This is a genomic window from Streptomyces saintjeani, from assembly GCF_055409605.1.
This window is the reverse complement of record NZ_CP189624.1, coordinates 1639877-1657779: the sequence shown is the minus strand read 5'-3', so window position 1 is coordinate 1657779 and position 17903 is coordinate 1639877. Positions and strand designations below refer to the sequence as shown.

Genomic DNA, 17903 nt, shown 5'->3' with positions numbered 1-17903 from the left:
GGTTCATGAGGGGGTGTCACTCCTCCAGCCAGCCCAGGCTCCGGTCCACCGCGCGGCGCCAGTTGCGGTACTCGCGCGCACGTACGGACGCGTCCATGGCCGGTGTCCAGCGCGCGTCCTCGCGCCAGTGCGCGCGCAGTTCGTCGAGCCCGTCCCAGACGCCGGTGGCGAGACCGGCCGCGTACGCCGCTCCCAGGCACGTCGTCTCCGACACGCGCGGGCGGATCACCGGGACGTCCAGGACGTCCGCCTGATGCTGCATCAGCAGGCCGTTGCGGGTCATCCCGCCGTCCACCTTCAGGGACGTGATGGCGACCCCGGAGTCCTGCCGCATGGCGTCCACGACCTCCCGCGTCTGCCAGCTCGTCGCCTCCAGCACCGCGCGCGCGAGGTGCGCCTTCGTGACGTACCGGGTCAGACCGGTGACGACCCCGCGTGCGTCGGACCGCCAGTACGGCGCGAACAGCCCCGAGAAGGCGGGTACGACGTAGGCGCCGCCGTTGTCCTCGACGCTCGCGGCGAGGGGCTCGATCTCGTCGGCGCTGCGGATGATGCCGAGCTGGTCGCGGAACCATTGGACGAGCGCGCCCGTTATGGCTATCGAGCCCTCCAGGCAGTACACCGGGGCCTCGCCGCCGATCTTGTAGCCCAGCGTCGTCAGCAGCCCGTGCTTCGACGGCACCGGCCGGTTGCCGGTGTTGAGCAGCAGGAAGCTCCCGGTGCCGTACGTGTTCTTCGCGTCGCCCGCCGCGTAGCACGCCTGCCCGAAGACGGCCGCGTGCTGATCGCCCAGCGCGGAGGCGACCGGTACGCCCGCCAACTGGCCCACGGCGGTGCCGTACACCTCGGCCGAGGAGCGGATCTCCGGGAGCACGGCCTCGGGGACGCCCATCGCGGCCAGCAGGACGGGGTCCCACTGGAGGGTCTCCAGGTTCATCAGCATCGTGCGGCCGGCGTTGGTGACGTCGGTGACGTGCCGGCCGCCGTCGGGGCCGCCGGTGAGGTTCCAGATCAGCCAGGAGTCGATCGTCCCGAAGGCGATCTCGCCGCGTTCGGCGCGGTCGCGCAGTCCGGGGACGTGCTCCAGGAGCCAGGCGACCTTGGGGCCCGAGAAGTAGCTCGCGAGCGGCAGCCCGGTGCGGTCACGGAAACGATCCTGCCCGTCCGTTCCGCCGAGTTGCGTACAGAGGTCGGCGGTGCGGGTGTCCTGCCAGACGATCGCGTTGTGAACGGGTTTGCCCGTTCCTCGATCCCACAGGACCGTCGTCTCGCGCTGGTTCGTGATCCCGAGGGCCGCGATCTGATCGGCCCGCAGTCCCGCCTTGGCGAGCGCCCCGGCGACCACCGCCTGGGTCCGCGCCCAGATCTCGGTCGCGTCGTGCTCCACCCAGCCGGGCTTCGGGAAGATCTGCCGGTGCTCGCGCTGGTCCACGGCGACGATCGCGCCGTCGTGGTCGAAGACGATGCAGCGGCTGGACGTGGTGCCCTGGTCGATCGCGGCGACGTACCGCTCCGTCATGGCTGCCTCCTCAGGGGGCCGCGTTGCGGACGATCCCGGCGGCGTGACTCCCGCCGGAGGCATGCGGGGAGGACGGCTCCTCGTCGCTTCGGACGGCGTCCCGCGCGCCGGTCCCCGGCGGTACCGACCTCTCCGTTGCGCATGGCGTCTCCCGGGCCCGGTGCTCCGGCCTGGGCAGGTTCCCGCTCCCCGCCCGGTGTCCGTGACGAGCGTGCCGTCGCATCGGGGGAGTGCGGACAGCGCCCACACGGCGGCATGCCGGGACACGCCGAGAATGTACGGCGATGTCGCCCGACACCGGGAAGTTTTCACCGCCCCTGAGGGACCGTCAAGAAGGCGGGCACGGGATGTGTACGAGGCCGGCGACGCTGCCGGGCCCGCACAGGGCCGTGGAGAGCGACAGGACGACCGGCCGGCCACATCGCACCCCTTCACCGCACCGCCACCACCGCCGACCCGTGTCCGAACAGCCCTTGGTTCGCGGTGATCCCCACGCGCGCGCCCGCCACCTGCCGTTCACCGGCCTCGCCGCGCAACTGCCAGGTCAGCTCGCAGACCTGGGCGATCGCCTGCGCCGGCACCGCCTCCCCGAAGGAGGCCAGCCCGCCGCTGACGTTCACCGGCGTCCGGCCGCCGAGCGCCGTCTCCCCGGCCCGCAGCAGCTTGGCGCCCTCGCCCTCGCCGCACAGCCCGAGGTCCTCGTACCACTGGAGTTCCAGGGCCGTCGACAGGTCGTACACCTCCGCCAGCGACAGGTCCCCGGGCCCGATGCCGGCCTCCTCGTACGCGGCCCGCGCGATGGACGCCCGCAGTGTCTCGCCGGACGGTTCGGCGCCCGCCGCGGAGTCGGTGGCGATGTCCGGCAGGTCCAGCACCCGCGTGGGGTAGCGGGGCGTCACCGTCGACACCGCGCGGATGCGCACCGGCCTGCGGCTGCTGTGCCGGCGCGCGAACTCCGTCCCGGCCAGCACCAGGGCCGCGCCGCCGTCCGAGGTCGCGCAGATGTCCAGCAGCCGCAGCGGATCGGCGACCACGGGGGACGCCTCGACCTCCTCGGGCGTCACCCGCGCGCGGTAGCGGGCGTTCGGGTTCAGCGCCCCGAGGGCCGCGTTCTTCACCTTGACCCGGGTGAAATCCTCCAGCCTGTCGCCGTACACGGCCATGCGCCTGCGCGCGTACAGGCCGAAGTAGGCCGGGTTCGTCGCCCCGAGGAGCCGGAAGCGCAGCCAGTCCGGGTCGTCCGGACGGTCGCCCCCGGCCGGGCGGAAGAACCCCTTGGGCGCGGCGTCGGCGCCCACCACCAGCACCACCCGGGAGAGCCCGGCGAGGATCCGCGCCCGCGCCACGTCGATGGCCTGGGCCCCGGACGCGCACGCCGCGTACACGCTCGTCACGCGCGCGCCCTGCCAGCCCAGCGCCCGCGCGAACGTCGCCCCCGCGACGAACCCCGGATAGCCGCCGCGCACCGTGTCCGCGCCGACGACCGCGTCCACGTCCCGCCAGTCGAGCCCCGCGTCGGCGAGCGCCGCCCGCGCGGCCGTCACGCCGTACTCCGTGAAGCCGCGCCCCCACTTGCCCCAGGGGTGCATGCCCGCGCCGAGCACGGCCACCTCCGCCGTCATGACCCCACCTCCACCGGCCGCCAGTTCCACGTCGTCCACACCGTCCCGGGTTCCTCGCTCAGCACCCCCGCCACCGCCTCGACCTCCGTCCCCACCGCCAGCTCACCCACTCCCACCCCGGGCGCCGCCTGCCCCAGCACCACCATCCGCTCCGCCTCCAGCTCTACCGCGACCAACGTGTACGGCTCCCACGGAAGTTCCCGGTCGCTCACGTAGGGTGACGGCGGCCGGTAGCGGCAGTCGGTGTACGACCAGACCCGGCCGCGCCGCGAGAGGGGCACCTCGGCCAGCTCGCCGCCCTCGCAGCCGGGGTTGCGGCAGTGGACGTCCTCCCGGGGGAAGAACACCGACGCGCACGCGCCGCAGCGCGTTCCGAGCAGTCTGAAGTCGTCCCCGTCCCCGGTGAACCAGCCGTCCACCGCGGGCCTGCGCACGCGTGCCATGCGGCCTCCCCGCACCACGATCTGACGGAACGTCAGGAGTCTGTCACGGCCGCCCGCAAATGGGCAGGGCCCGGCAGGGGAAGTGTGCACGGCATGAGACGTCCCTTCCGCGCCGCCCTCACCGCGCTGGCCGCCCTGTTCGCCGCGGCCCTCGCCCCCACCCCGGCCTCGGCCGCCACCGAACCGAAGGCTCCCGCCGACTTCGTCGCCCTGCGCGCGGTCGACCCGACGATCCGCCAGGAGATGCGCTACACCACCGTCCACAACTTCGTCGGCGAGCGCGTCGACGGCTACCGCGAACCCCTGTGCATCCTCACCCGCCCCGCCGCCGAGACCCTCCACCGCGCGCAGGCGCGCCTGCTGCGCAAGGGGTACACCCTCAAGGTCTACGACTGCTACCGCCCGCAGCGCGCGGTCGACCACTTCGTGCGCTGGGCCGAGGACCTCGACGACCAGGCGATGAAGGCCGAGTTCTACCCCGAGGTCGACAAGACCCGCCTCTTCACGGACGGTTACATCGCCGAGAAGTCCGGCCACAGCCGGGGCTCCACCCTGGACCTCACCCTCGTGAAGCTCCCGGCGTTCCCGACCCGCCCCTACGTCCCCGGCGAACCCCTGGTGTCCTGTCACGCGCCCCGAAGGGAGCGATTTCCCGACAACTCCGTCGACATGGGGACCGGATTCGACTGTTTCGACACCCTCTCCCACACGCTCGACCCGCGCGTGCAGGGCGCCCAGCGCGCCAACCGGCTGCTCCTGAAGAGCACCCTGGAGAGCCTCGGTTTCGTGAACCTCGCCGAGGAATGGTGGCACTACACCTTCAAGCCGGAGCCCTATCCGGACACGTACTTCGACTTCCCGGTGGCCACCGCATCGCTCACCAGGGGGGATTGAAACCGGTCGACGAGACGCCCTCCCCGCGATCAGATACAGTCCGCCGCGTGTCACAAACTCAGCACACCACTTCGAACTCCGCACGGGACAGCCACTGTTCGAGCTGCGGAGCCCCCTACGGGGAGGGCGTCACCGGCTGGCCCCGCATCTGCCCGGCCTGCTCCACCGTGCACTACCGCAACCCCCTGCCGGTCGGCATCGCCCTCCAGCCCGTGTACGACACCCAGGGCACCGCCCTGGTGGTCATCAGGCGGACCGTCGAACCCGCGCGCGGGGGCATCGCCCTGCCCGGCGGCTACGTCGACGACCGCGAGGACTGGAAGCACGCCGTCATCCGCGAGCTCAAGGAGGAGACGGGCATCGATGCGGCGAGCCGCGACGTCCGCCTAGCCGACGCCATGAGCTCCCCCGACGGCCACCTCCTGCTGTTCGGCCTGCTCCCCGAGCGCCCCGCCGACCGCCTGCCGGCATCCGCCGCCACCGACGAGACGGACGGCTGGCAGCTCCTGCGGCGCCCCGAGGAACTGGCCTTCCCGCTGCACACGATCGCCGTACAGGCCTTCTTCGAGGGCCGCTACATCTGAGCCGAAGGCCCTCCCGGACCCCGCAGCCGCACCGGACAGGACGGTTCGAGCGCACCGTCCTCGTCCTCGCGGCTCTCCCGCTCGACGACGACCCGCGCTCCCTCCCAACGGGTGACGTACCGCTCGATCTCCGGCTCGTCCCAGCCGTCGCCCGCGTCCCGCACCACCAGGCCGCCGCCCGTCCGCCCCCGGGCGGGCGCCCACACCTCCAGCTCCAGGCCGCCGTCCGCGCCCCGCACCGGGATCACCGCACCCGCGCGCGCGAGCACCGGGATCCGCCCCGCGGGCGCGTCCACCAGGACCTGCCCCGGCCCCTCGTACGCGCGCTCCGTCGCCGTGTCGTACCAGAGCCCCCTCGGCAGCTGCACCGCGCGCCGGTCCACGCCCGGCCCCAGCACGGGGGCGACCAGCAGACAGTCGCCCAGCAGGAACGCGTCCTCGCAGTCCCGCAGAGCCCGGTCCTCCGGCGCGCCCCACCACAGGGGGCGCGCGTACGGAGCCCCGGTACGCCGCGCCAGATGCGCCAGCGTCACGAAGTACGGCGACAGCCGGCGCCGCTCCAGCAGCGCCTCGCGCGCGTGCGCCAGCACCTCGGGACCGAACTCCCACGGCTCCCGGCGCCCCGCCCTGATCGCCGCGTGCGTACGGAACAGCGGCAGATACGCGCCGAGCTGGAACCAGCGCAGGTACAGCTCCGGCGAGGGACTCCCGTCGAAGCCGCCGACGTCGGGGCCCGAGTACGGGATCCCGCACAGGCCGAGACCGAGCACCAGCGCCAGCGACGCCCGCAGCCCCGGCCAGCTCGTGGTGACGTCCCCCGACCAGGTCCCGCCGTACCGCTGCAGGCCCGCCCAGCCGGACCGGGAGAACACGAACGGCCGCTCCTCCGGGACCAGCGCCCGCAGGCCCTCGTAGCCCGCCCTGGCCATGCACAGCGCGTACACGTTGTGCGCCTCGCGATGGTCGCCCCCGCGCCCCTCCAGGTCGTGCCGCGCCGAACGGGGCAGCGTCGTGTCCCCGAAGGCCGCGAACGACGTCGGCTCGTTCATGTCGTGCCAGAACCCCGAGAACCCCTGCGCCAGCCGCTCCGCGTACAGCTCGCCCCACCAGGCGCGCACCCGCGCGTGCGTGAAGTCCGGGAACACCGACTCCCCGGGCCACACGACGCCCCGCACGACCCGCCCGGAGGCGTCCCGCACGAACGCGTCCAGGGCCGTCCCCGCGTCGTACACCTCGTTGCCGGGCTCCGCGCGCACGGCCGGGTCGACGATCGACACCAGCCGCACCCCGTCCCGCCGCAGCTCCTGCGCGAGCTGCGGGAGCTTCGGGAAGCGCTCCTGGTCGACCGTGAACACCTGATGGCCGTCGAAGTGGTCGATGTCCAGGTGGACCGCGTCCAGCGGCAGCCCGTGCTCCCGGTAGCCGGCGACGACCCGCCGTACCTCCCGCTCGCTGCCGAAGCCCCAGCGCGCGTGGTGGTACCCGAGCGCCCAGGACGGCGGCAGCGCGGGCGCGCCCGTCAGCGACGCCCAGCCGAGCAGCACGCGCGCGGGAGTGCCGACGACGACCCAGCAGCGCAGCGGACCGCCCTCCGCCCGCACCTCGCACGACCCCGCCCGGTCGTGCCCCGAACCGGCCCCCTCCTCGCCCTCCCGGAGCGTCACCGTGCCGTCCCAGGACGTGTCGTGGAACACCAGGTGTGTGCCCGCGTCCGCGACGACCACCTGCACCGGCATCGTCAGGTACAGCGGATCGTCCCCGGGCCCGAACGAGCCGCCCGGGTCGGTGTTCCACAGCCGGTACGTCCCCGCGCGCAGGCGCGGCCCGCCCGCGCGCCCGCCCAGCCCGAAGAACCGCGCGTCCGCCGCCACCTCCGAACGCTGCATCCAGCGCGCGGTCCCCCCGTCCACCGGCTCCCACCAGCGCGGCGGCAGGTCGCGCCGCAGCACCACGCCCCCGGGCGTGCACACCTCGATCGCGCCGTGCCGCGACACCGAGACCGTCGCCCGCTCGGCGACCACCCGCCACCCGCCGTCCTTGTCGGGCTCCAGCACCGCGCGCGGGTCGGGCTCGGGCGTCCCCGCGAGCGCGTACGACGGCTCCGGCTCCGCGCCGTCCCAGCCCCAGAACACCGCCCCGTTGACCGCGACCATGATCCGCAGCTCGGACCGCTCGAACCGCACGACGCCCCCGCCGGGCCCCGGCCGCGCCTCCCGCACGGGCCCGGGCACCCGCGCCCGCTCCGCGCTCCTCGGCGGCAGCCCCGAGGCGTCCGCGCGCCTCCTGCGCCACGCCGCGCGTACGGTGCGCAACCTCTGGGCCGCCCCCACCGAACCGACCACTTTCATCGAACGCACCAGGTCACGACCGTTCATGCTGCTCACCCTGCCATTTGCCGCTTCCCGCGCGCGTGCCGTTCAACTTCCGTTCACCCGCGACGGGGTCACGACGTCACGACACCGCCGCGGCGGAGCGCACCCTGGTGCTGAAGTCGATCACATGGCATCGTCCGTGTCAGCCGCCGCCCTCACGCGCACCGCCCGGGAGCCGCCCCATGTCGACCTCGAACCCTCGGCCGCTCTGGCGGCCGGACGCCGAGCGTATCGCCCGCGCGAAGGTCACGAAGTTCCAGACCTGGGCGGCGCGGCAGCACGGCGCACCCGCCGACGGCGGCTACCCCGCCCTGCACGCGTGGTCGGTCGCCGAACCCGAGGCGTTCTGGACGGCCGTCACCGAATGGTTCGACGTCCGCTTCTCGACGCCCTACGCGCGCGTGCTCGGCGACCGTTCGATGCCCGGAGCCCGGTGGTTCCCCGGCGCCACCCTCAACTACGCCGAACACGCCCTGCGTCACGCCGCCGCCCGCCCGGACGAACCGGCCCTCCTGCACGTCGACGAGACCCACGAGCCCCGCCCGGTCACCTGGTCCGAGCTGCGCCGCCAGGTCGGCTCCCTGGCCGCCGCCCTGCGCCGCCTCGGAGTACGCCCGGGAGACCGCGTGAGCGGCTATCTCCCGAACGTTCCGCAGGCGGCGGTCGCTCTGCTCGCCACGGCCGCCGTGGGCGCCGTATGGACCTCCTGCGCCCCCGACTTCGGCGCCCGCAGCGTCCTCGACCGGTTCCAGCAGGTCGAACCGGTCGTCCTGTTCACCGTCGACGGCTACCGCTACGGCGGCAAGGAGCACGACCGCCGCGAGACCGTCGCCGAACTGCGCCGCGAACTGCCCACCGTGCGCGCGGTCGTCCACATCCCGCTCCTGGGCACCGACACGCCCGAGGGAGCCCTCGACTGGGCCTCCCTCACGGACGGCGACGAGGATCCCGTCTTCGAACAGGTCCCCTTCGACCACCCCCTGTGGGTCCTGTACTCCTCCGGCACGACCGGCCTGCCCAAGGCCATCGTCCAGTCCCAGGGCGGCATCCTCGTCGAGCACCTCAAACAGCTCGGCCTGCACTGCGACCTCGGCCCCGAGGACGTCCTGTTCTGGTTCACGTCCACCGGCTGGATGATGTGGAACTTCCTGCTCTCCGGCCTCCTCACGGGCACGACGGTCGTCCTGTACGACGGCAGCCCCGGGTACCCCGACACGGGCGCGCAGTGGCGCGTCGCCGAACGTACCGGCGCCACCCTCTACGGCACGTCGGCTGCGTACGTGATGGCCTGCCGCAAGGCCGGCGTGCACCCCGCGCGCGACTACGACCTCACGCGCGTGCAGTGCGTCGCCACCACCGGCTCCCCGCTGCCCCCGGACGGCTTCCGCTGGCTGCACGACGAGGTCGGCGCCGACACCTGGATCGCCTCCGTCAGCGGCGGCACCGACGTGTGCTCCTGCTTCGCCGGCGCCGTCCCCACGCTCCCGGTGTACACGGGCGAACTCCAGGCGCCCGGCCTCGGCACCGACCTCCAGGCGTGGGATCCCCAGGGACGGCCCGTGATCGACGAGGTCGGCGAACTCGTCGTCACCAACCCCATGCCGTCCATGCCGATCCGCTTCTGGAACGACCCCGACGGCAGCCGCTACCACGGCAGCTACTTCGACACCTACCCCGGCGTCTGGCGGCACGGCGACTGGATCACCGTCACCGCGCGCGGGTCGGTCGTCATCCACGGCCGCTCCGACTCCACGCTCAACCGGCAGGGCGTACGGATGGGCTCCGCCGACATCTACGAGGTCGTCGAACGCCTCCCCGAGATCAGGGAATCCCTGGTCATCGGCGTCGAACAGGCCGACGGCGGCTACTGGATGCCGCTCTTCGTGCACCTGACACCCGGCTCCGTCCTCGACGAGGCCCTCCTCGGCCGCATCCGCGGCACCATCCGCGAACAGCTCTCCCCGCGCCACGTCCCGGACGAGGTCATCGAGGTCCCCGGCATCCCGCACACCCTCACCGGCAAGCGCATCGAGGTCCCCGTCAAACGCCTCCTCCAGGGCACCCCGCTGGAGAAGGCCGTCAACCCGGGCTCCATCGACAACCTCGACCTGCTGGGCTTCTACGAGGACCTCGCCCGCAAACGGGCCTGAGAAAGCCCCTGACGGCCCCTCTCAGCCCCCGTAGGTGGCCTCGGACTCGCCCAGGACCCCGGCGAAGTCCGCGGCCAGCAGCGCCCCGTCAGCGGGTTCGAGGCCGGCCACCGAGATCCGGACGCCCGGCCCGGCCGCCAGCCGGAACCGGGCCCCGGCCGCGACCCACCAGCCGCGCGAGCGCAGCCCGTTGACGACCGCCGACTCGTCACGCACGGGCACCCACACGTTCATCCCGCTCACGCCGTGCGCGGCGATCCCGCGCGCGGACAGCTCCCGCAGCAACACCGTCCGGCGCAGCGCGTACGCCTCGCGCGCACGCGTGACGAGGGCGCGCGTCGCGTCGTCGGTCATCAGACCGTGCACGGTCTCCTGGAGCAGGTGACTCACCCAGCCCGAGGTCAGCAGCAGCCGCCCGTCGTGCCGGGCCAGCGTCGTCGCGTCACAGGCCGCCGCCGCCCATCTGAGGTCGGTGCCGAGGAACTTGCTCACCGTCCGCACGTGCACCCAGCGCGCGGGCCCGCCGTCGGTGAGCGTCCACAACGGAGCACCGGCCACCTCGGAGGCGTGGTCGTTCTCCACGACCAGCACGTCCGGCGCCGTACGCAGCATCCCGGCCAGCGCGTCCCTGCGCGCACGCGTGAAGGACCCGCCGTACGGGTTCTGCGCGCGAGGGCTGCACACCACCGCCCGCACCCCCGCGCGCAACGCCGCCTCCAGCGCCTCGGGCCGCACCCCCTCGTCGTCCACGGCGACGGGCACGACCCGCAGGCCCAGGGCGGCGACCAGGTCCAGGAGGTGGTGGTACCCGGGGTCCTCCATGGCGACGGCGTCGCCGGGACGCAGCTCCACGGAGAGCAGCCGGGCGATCAGGTCGAGCGCCCCGTGCGCGAACGTCACGTGCTCCACCGGCACACCGTCCGGCGCGAGCCAGTCCCGTACGGCTTCTTCGAGGCGGGCCAGCCTCGGCATCGAGCGGTGGGAGCGGGCGCCGGGGGAGAGGCGCGAGGGCGGCACCAGACCGGGGAGCAGCGCGGGGTCGGGATGGCCGCCGGCGAGGTCTCGCAGGCCCTCCGGGACCTTCGGCGGACGGCGCGGCGCCACCGACGGCACCTCCGCCACCACCGTCCCGCCCCGCCCCCGGGTCACGACGATGCCTCGCGCGCGGAGCTCCTTGTAGGCGGTGGCGACCGTCCCGGGGCTCACCCCGAGGCCGTCCGCGAGCCGCCGCACCGGGGGCAGCGCGGCGCCCGGCCCCAAGGAGCCGTCGGACACGCCCCGTTCCACGGACGCGGCAATCTCCTTGGCCGTCGTCCCTGTGATCGCATATTGTGTTGCCACATTCGGCATTATGTATCAATACAAAAAATGACGCAAGGGGGAATCGTGGCGCTGACGCGTCGAAAAACCACCGGAGAACCCCGCATACCCGGCGGACCCGACGGCCGCCGCATGGTCGTCATCGCCCTCGTCGACCGCATCGGCAGCGGGCTGTGGGCCACCGTCTCCGTCCTGTACTTCACCTACGTCGCCCACCTCTCCCTCACCGAGGTCGGCACCCTCGCCGCCGTCGCCGGAGCCCTCGGTATCGCCGGCGCCCCCAGCGGCGGCCTGCTCGCCGACCGCTTCCCGCTCACCTGCGTCCTCGTCGCCGTCCAACTCCTGCGCGCCGTAGCCTCCTTCGGCCTCCTCACCACCGACCACTTCGCCCTCCTCCTCGCCCTCACCGCGCTCGGCGGCTTCGGCGACCGCGCGAGCAGCGTCCTCACCAAGCTCTACGCCACCCGCGTCGCCGGCCCCGACCGCATCCGCTACCAGGCCGTCCAGCGCACCGTCGCCAACGCCGGCTGGGCCATCGGCGGCCTCGTGGCAGCAGCCGGCCTCGCCCTCGGCGGCACCGCCGCCTACCGCTGGCTCCTCCTCGGCGACGCCCTCTCCTTCACCGCCGTCGCCCTGCTCACCCTGCGCTGCGGCGAGCCCGCCTCACCCGCCCGCACCGTCGCCGGCTCCGGCACCCCGGCGCAGCCGCCCCGGCCCCGAGGCCCCTGGCGCGACCGCACCTATCTCGCGTACGTCGCCACCGAAGCCGTCCTCTTCCTCGACGACGCCGTCTTCAAGGTCGGCCTCCCGCTGTGGATCGTCCACCTCGACACCGCACCGCACGGCCTCGCACCTCTGCTCATGGTCCTCAACAACGTCCTCGTCGTGGCCCTCCAGGTGCCCATGGCCCGCTTCGGCGCGACCACCGCCGCCGCCCGCGCCCTCCTCCTCCCGCTCTCGGCCGCCTTCGCCGCAGGCGGCGCCGCCATGGCCCTGGCCGCGAGCGGCGGCGCCGTTACCGCGACCCTGCTCCTCACCGCCGCGGCCACCGCCTTCACCCTCGCCGAGATCCTCCACGCCACCGTCTCCTGGGAACTCTCCGTCGCCCTCGCCCCCGACACCGCCCAGGGCGCCTACCTCGGCGTCCACGGCCTCGCCCAGTCCGCCCAGCGCGCCGTCGGACCACTCGCCGTCACCGCCGCCATCGCCACCGGCCCCCTCGGCTGGGCCGCATTCGGCACCGTCATCGCCCTGACCTGCGGAATTCAGCACCGACTCGTACGAGCCAGGCTCGCGCGGACCCCGTTGTCAGTGCCGCCGGTTACTGTGAGTGAGCATTGATCGAACGCTCTGTACACAGGGGGAAACCATGACCCACACCGACCAGCGGACCCTGCGCCGGGACCTGCGCCGCGAGATCGCCGGCACCATCGGCCTCCTCACCGACGAACACGACTTCCGCGCCATGCGCCGCTACCGCACCTTCACCTTCGACGACCACACCACCTACCTCCGCCAGGTCGAAGCCGTCCTCAAGACCCGCGCAGCCGAAGGCACCCACACCAGCCTCGCCCTCTTCGACCCCCAGGACTACGCCGAATACTGCGCCGACCACGGCCTCGACCCCGATACCCCCCAGACCCGAGGCCGCTACACGGCCGAACTCGCCGCCACCGGCCCCATCGTCGCCTACGACGGCGGACCCCTCGCCGACCTCGTCCCCACCCTCGTCGACGAAGCCGTCCGCCGCGCCACCTGGGAGTACGCCGCGACACTCCTCGCCCGCCTCGGCGCCTGCGCCTCCTGCGGCGAGGACATCGGCCGCGCCGCCTTCACCCGCGCCTCCGCCCTCCTCACCCGCATCCTCGACAGCGCACCACCCGGCCACCGCCACCTCGTGTGCAGCGTCTCCACCGCACCCGAAACCCTCATCGCCGTCCTGCACGCCGAATCCGTCCCCGACGGCACCACCCGGCTCGACGAGACCGAAGCCCTGGAGTTCACCACGATCCTGGCCCTCGGCATCGCCACCCACAGCCCCGGCGGACTCGTCCTGCGCGTCACCGCCCCCGGCACCCGCGACCGCGTCCACGGCTGGCGCCTGCGCGGCGAGGACCTCGAACCCCTCACCGCCGCCGAGGTCTTCGACGCCTACTGCACCGACGCCGAGTCCGGCGACCTGATCTCCCCCGAGTCCGACGTCGACTACTGCGCTCCGCCCGACCTCGGAGACGACCCCCTGCCCCCGACCGACCACCACCACTGACCAGAACAGGACACCGGACGACGCCAGGGGCGCCCCACCCGAAGGCGGGACGCCCCTGAACCCGGACCAGAGGAGCAGGCCCCTCGACTACTCGCCCGACAGCACCGCCTGAGCCGCGGCCCGCGCCTCCTCGGCACTGTCCGTCGCCCGCGCCGCCGCCGCGGCCCGCTCGCACTGCGCCAGTGTGTGCTTCGCCAACGCCGCCCGCACATAAGGAATCGAAGCCGACCCCATCGAGAGCGAGGTGACCCCCAGACCGGTCAGCACACACGCGAGCAGCGGATCCGCCGCGGCCTCACCACAGACGCCACAGCTCTTGCCCTCGGCCCGCGCCGCCTCCGCGGACAGCGCGACCAGGTCCAGCAGCGCCGGCTGCCACGGATCCTGGAGCCGGGAGACCGCACCCACCTGCCGGTCGGCGGCGAACGTGTACTGCGCCAGGTCGTTCGTGCCCAGCGACAGGAACTCGACCTCCCGCAGGATCGACCGCGCCCGCAACGCCGCCGAAGGGATCTCCACCATCGCCCCGAACTTCGCCCGCAGCCCCGCCGCACGGCACGCGTCCGCGAACGCCTTCGCGTCCGCCCGGTCCGCCACCATCGGCGCCATCACCTCAAGATGCACCGGCAACCCCTCGGCGGCCTCCGCCAACGCCGCCAGCTGCGTCCGCAGCACATCGGGGTGCTCCAACAGCGACCGCAGCCCCCGCACACCCAACGCCGGGTTCGGCTCGTCGGCCGGCGTCAGGAAGTCCAGCGGTTTGTCCGCACCCGCGTCCAGCACCCGCACGACGACCCGGCCCTCGGGAAACGCCTCCAGCACCTGCCGGTACGCCTCGACCTGCTTCTCCCGCGACGGAGCCTTCTTGCTGTCGTCCAGGAACAGGAACTCCGTACGGAACAGCCCGACGCCCTCCGCGCCCGCCTCCACAGCGGCCGGCACGTCCGCCGGACCACCGACGTTCGCCAGCAACGGCACCTTGTGCCCGTCGGCGGTCAGCCCCGGACCCGTCGACGCGGCCAGCGCGGCCTTCCGTGCGGCGGCAGCGGCCGTCAGCTCCGCCTTCCGCTCCTCACCCGGCTCCACGAAGACCTCACCGGAACTCCCGTCCACGGCGATCACCGTGCCCTCGGCCAGCTCCCCGGCTCCCGGCAACGCCACCACGGCCGGCACCCCGAGCGCCCGCGCCAGAATCGCGCTGTGACTGGTGGGCCCGCCCTCCTCGGTCACGAACCCGAGCACCAGCGCCGGATCCAGCAACGCCGTGTCGGCCGGCGCCAGATCCCGCGCCACCAGCACGTACGGCTCATCACTGTCCGGCACACCGGGCATCGGCACCCCCAGCAGCCGCGCGACGATCCGGTTCCGTACGTCGTCGAGGTCGGCCACCCGCCCGGCGAGGTACTCCCCAGCACCCGCGAGCAGCTCGCGGTACGAGGCGAAGGCGTCGTACACGGCACGCTCGGCCGTGCTGCCGACGGCGATCCGTCGGTCCACGTCGGCCATCAGCTCGGGGTCCTGCGCCATCATCGCCTGCGCTTCGAGGACTGCTTGGGCCTCGCCGCCGGCCAGGTTGCCGCGCGCGGTCAGATCGGCCGCCACCGCGTCCACGGCCTGGCGGGCGCGGCCCTGCTCGCGCTCCGCCTCGTCGGCCGGGATCTGCTTGGCGGGCGGTTCCAGGACCGCCGTCCCCATGTGCCGTACCTGGCCGATCGCCACACCGTGGCTCACACCGACGCCTCGCAGCGTTGTCTCCATCTCACCGTCTCCGATAGTTGCGACGGCACGCGCGCCGCCGCGATGGTCGTGCCTGTCCACCGGCCGTCGGCCTACAGCCGGTGTGTCACTGCTGTTGTGTCACTGCCAGGAGAACAGAACGTCCCCGGACTTCACATCGCCATCCTCGCGTACGTCACCGAGGGAGTCGGCCGTGGCCTCCAGCGCCACCACCGGGCACACGGGGGACTTGCCGGCCTCTTCCACGGCCGCCGGGTTCCAGCGCACGACCGCCTGTCCGCGCGTGACGGTGTCGCCCTTGTTCACCAGCAGATCGAAGCCCTGCCCATTGAGCTGCACGGTGTCGATGCCGAGGTGGACGAGGACACCGTGTCCTTCGGCGTCCACCACCACGAACGCGTGCGGGTGGAGAGAGACCACGACACCGTCCACGGGAGCGACGGCCTCGGAGGGCTCACGCACCGGGTCGATCGCTGTACCCGGGCCGACCATGGCACCGGAGAAGACCGGATCCGGCACGGCGGCCAGTCCGATGGCGCGTCCTGCGAGCGGGGACGTCACGGTGGTCACGGAGTGCCTCCCAGAGGGTGGAGGGGATGGAGCTGTACATGGACCGTCACTGCCTGTCTCCGGCAGCGCACTGTGCAGCAGCGTATGTCATATGAAGTACCAGTTCCGCACGAGAGTTCCCGATTCGTGGTCTAGACCACTGGTCCAGACCTGACCCTAATCGATTTGCGTGCCGTCTGGCGCCGCGTGTACAGTCGTACCCCTGCTTGAGGGTGAGTGACGCGGTCTCGCGTACCACTCCGAGTAGCTTCCAACTGGTTCAGACTCCTTTTCCTGAGGATCCCTTCTGCATGCTCGCAGAACGGTGGTCAGAGGGGCCCGGAGAACCTGATAAAGTCGGAACCGCCGGAAAGGAAACCGCGAAACAAAAGCGGGAACCTGGAAAGCACCGAGGAAATCGGATCGGAAAAGGATCTGATAGAGTCGGAAACGCAAGACCGAAGGGAAAAGCCCGGAGAAAAGCCCGAGAGGGTGAGTACGAAGGAAGCGTCCGTTCCTTGAGAACTCAACAGCGTGCCAAAAATCAACGCCAGATTAGTTGATACCCCGTCCCCGGCCGATGGCCGAGGATGAGGTTCCTTTGAAACAAACACAGCGAGGACGCTGCGAACGGTCGGATTATTCCTCCGATCGTTCCGCTCTTCTGTGTTGTGCACCCGATAACGGGTAAACATTCACGGAGAGTTTGATCCTGGCTCAGGACGAACGCTGGCGGCGTGCTTAACACATGCAAGTCGAACGATGAAGCCCTTCGGGGTGGATTAGTGGCGAACGGGTGAGTAACACGTGGGCAATCTGCCCTTCACTCTGGGACAAGCCCTGGAAACGGGGTCCAATACCGGATATCACTCCTGCCTGCATGGGCGGGGGTCGAAAGCTCCGGCGGTGAAGGATGAGCCCGCGGCCTATCAGCTTGTTGGTGAGGTAATGGCTCACCAAGGCGACGACGGGTAGCCGGCCTGAGAGGGCGACCGGCCACACTGGGACTGAGACACGGCCCAGACTCCTACGGGAGGCAGCAGTGGGGAATATTGCACAATGGGCGGAAGCCTGATGCAGCGACGCCGCGTGAGGGATGACGGCCTTCGGGTTGTAAACCTCTTTCAGCAGGGAAGAAGCGAAAGTGACGGTACCTGCAGAAGAAGCGCCGGCTAACTACGTGCCAGCAGCCGCGGTAATACGTAGGGCGCAAGCGTTGTCCGGAATTATTGGGCGTAAAGAGCTCGTAGGCGGCTTGTCGCGTCGGATGTGAAAGCCCGGGGCTTAACCCCGGGTCTGCATTCGATACGGGCAGGCTAGAGTTCGGTAGGGGAGATCGGAATTCCTGGTGTAGCGGTGAAATGCGCAGATATCAGGAGGAACACCGGTGGCGAAGGCGGATCTCTGGGCCGATACTGACGCTGAGGAGCGAAAGCGTGGGGAGCGAACAGGATTAGATACCCTGGTAGTCCACGCCGTAAACGGTGGGAACTAGGTGTTGGCGACATTCCACGTCGTCGGTGCCGCAGCTAACGCATTAAGTTCCCCGCCTGGGGAGTACGGCCGCAAGGCTAAAACTCAAAGGAATTGACGGGGGCCCGCACAAGCAGCGGAGCATGTGGCTTAATTCGACGCAACGCGAAGAACCTTACCAAGGCTTGACATACACCGGAAACGGCCAGAGATGGTCGCCCCCTTGTGGTCGGTGTACAGGTGGTGCATGGCTGTCGTCAGCTCGTGTCGTGAGATGTTGGGTTAAGTCCCGCAACGAGCGCAACCCTTGTCCTGTGTTGCCAGCGTGCCCTTCGGGGTGACGGGGACTCACAGGAGACCGCCGGGGTCAACTCGGAGGAAGGTGGGGACGACGTCAAGTCATCATGCCCCTTATGTCTTGGGCTGCACACGTGCTACAATGGCAGGTACAAAGAGCTGCGAAACCGTGAGGTGGAGCGAATCTCAAAAAGCCTGTCTCAGTTCGGATTGGGGTCTGCAACTCGACCCCATGAAGTCGGAGTTGCTAGTAATCGCAGATCAGCATTGCTGCGGTGAATACGTTCCCGGGCCTTGTACACACCGCCCGTCACGTCACGAAAGTCGGTAACACCCGAAGCCGGTGGCCCAACCCCTCACGGGGAGGGAGCTGTCGAAGGTGGGACTGGCGATTGGGACGAAGTCGTAACAAGGTAGCCGTACCGGAAGGTGCGGCTGGATCACCTCCTTTCTAAGGAGCATCTAGCTGCCGTAAGGCAGCCAGGGCCATAACGCAGGCGAACGTTCTGCGGTGGTTGCTCATGGGTGGAACGTTGATTATTCGGCCGGAACATCGGGTCGGAGGCTGCAAGTACTGTCCTTAGGGGCGTGGAAAGCATGATCTCCGGACGGGTTCGGGTCGGGCACGCTGTTGGGTGTCTGAGGGAATGAACCCCCTCGTGATGCCGACCCCGGTG

12 protein-coding genes and 1 rRNA gene are annotated in these 17903 nt (G+C 71.4%); 6 read left to right on the top strand and 7 right to left on the bottom strand.

Annotated elements, in window-relative coordinates:
• Window positions 1-16 precede the first annotated feature (16 nt).
• The 3 genes from glpK to ACQCO7_RS07275 all read right to left on the bottom strand — a co-directional run bounded on the left by glpK (window position 17) and on the right by ACQCO7_RS07275 (window position 3584).
• The gene (gene glpK, locus ACQCO7_RS07285) at window positions 17-1519 is read right to left on the bottom strand and encodes a glycerol kinase GlpK (RefSeq protein WP_464071046.1); all 1503 of its coding nucleotides are present in this window, start codon (window positions 1517-1519) and stop codon (window positions 17-19) included.
• A 431-nt stretch (window positions 1520-1950) separates the two neighbouring features.
• Window positions 1951-3141, bottom strand: coding sequence for a lipid-transfer protein (locus tag ACQCO7_RS07280; protein ID WP_464071045.1), 1191 nt, complete (start codon window positions 3139-3141; stop codon window positions 1951-1953).
• The gene (locus tag ACQCO7_RS07275; RefSeq protein ID WP_464071044.1) at window positions 3138-3584 is read right to left on the bottom strand and encodes a Zn-ribbon domain-containing OB-fold protein; all 447 of its coding nucleotides are present in this window, start codon (window positions 3582-3584) and stop codon (window positions 3138-3140) included. Before ACQCO7_RS07275 ends, ACQCO7_RS07280 begins: the two co-directional genes overlap by 4 nt.
• 93 nt (window positions 3585-3677) lie before the next feature.
• On the opposite strand from ACQCO7_RS07275, the gene ACQCO7_RS07270 reads away from it, so the two are divergent.
• Both ACQCO7_RS07270 and ACQCO7_RS07265 read left to right on the top strand, forming a co-directional pair.
• A complete protein-coding gene (locus tag ACQCO7_RS07270; RefSeq protein WP_464071043.1) occupies window positions 3678-4478 on the top strand; it encodes a M15 family metallopeptidase in 801 nt (266 codons plus the stop codon).
• A 47-nt stretch (window positions 4479-4525) separates the two neighbouring features.
• Entirely contained in the window at window positions 4526-5062 is a 537-nt protein-coding gene (locus ACQCO7_RS07265) for an NUDIX domain-containing protein (protein ID WP_464071042.1), read from the top strand.
• Here ACQCO7_RS07265 and ACQCO7_RS07260 read toward each other — a convergent pair.
• Window positions 5053-7437, bottom strand: coding sequence for a glycoside hydrolase family 31 protein (locus ACQCO7_RS07260; RefSeq protein WP_464071041.1), 2385 nt, complete (start codon window positions 7435-7437; stop codon window positions 5053-5055). The genes ACQCO7_RS07265 and ACQCO7_RS07260 overlap by 10 nt on opposite strands.
• Before the next feature lie 179 nt (window positions 7438-7616).
• Here ACQCO7_RS07260 and ACQCO7_RS07255 point away from each other — a divergent pair, with 179 nt between their 5' ends.
• Window positions 7617-9584 (top strand): acetoacetate--CoA ligase, encoded by a 1968-nt coding sequence (locus ACQCO7_RS07255; RefSeq protein WP_464071040.1) that lies wholly within the window; start codon window positions 7617-7619, stop codon window positions 9582-9584.
• 21 nt (window positions 9585-9605) lie between these two features.
• On the opposite strand, the gene ACQCO7_RS07250 is transcribed toward ACQCO7_RS07255, so the two are convergent.
• Entirely contained in the window at window positions 9606-10925 is a 1320-nt protein-coding gene (locus ACQCO7_RS07250) for an aminotransferase class I/II-fold pyridoxal phosphate-dependent enzyme (protein ID WP_464071039.1), read from the bottom strand.
• 45 nt (window positions 10926-10970) lie between these two features.
• Here ACQCO7_RS07250 and ACQCO7_RS07245 point away from each other — a divergent pair, with 45 nt between their 5' ends.
• On the top strand, window positions 10971-12245 hold the full coding sequence (locus ACQCO7_RS07245) for an MFS transporter (RefSeq protein WP_464071038.1): 1275 nt from the start codon (window positions 10971-10973) through the stop codon (window positions 12243-12245).
• 28 nt (window positions 12246-12273) lie between these two features.
• Entirely contained in the window at window positions 12274-13170 is an 897-nt protein-coding gene (locus ACQCO7_RS07240) for a hypothetical protein (RefSeq protein WP_464071037.1), read from the top strand.
• Between the two features lie 87 nt (window positions 13171-13257).
• Here ACQCO7_RS07240 and ptsP read toward each other — a convergent pair whose 3' ends face one another.
• Both ptsP and ACQCO7_RS07230 read right to left on the bottom strand, forming a co-directional pair.
• Window positions 13258-14928, bottom strand: a complete 1671-nt coding sequence (ptsP, locus tag ACQCO7_RS07235; RefSeq protein WP_464071036.1) for a phosphoenolpyruvate--protein phosphotransferase — start codon at window positions 14926-14928, stop codon at window positions 13258-13260.
• Between the two features lie 99 nt (window positions 14929-15027).
• On the bottom strand, window positions 15028-15477 hold the full coding sequence (locus ACQCO7_RS07230; RefSeq protein ID WP_010360568.1) for a PTS sugar transporter subunit IIA: 450 nt from the start codon (window positions 15475-15477) through the stop codon (window positions 15028-15030).
• 673 nt (window positions 15478-16150) lie between these two features.
• Here ACQCO7_RS07230 and ACQCO7_RS07225 point away from each other — a divergent pair.
• Window positions 16151-17677, top strand: a 16S ribosomal RNA gene (locus ACQCO7_RS07225).
• Window positions 17678-17903: the final 226 nt, after the last annotated feature.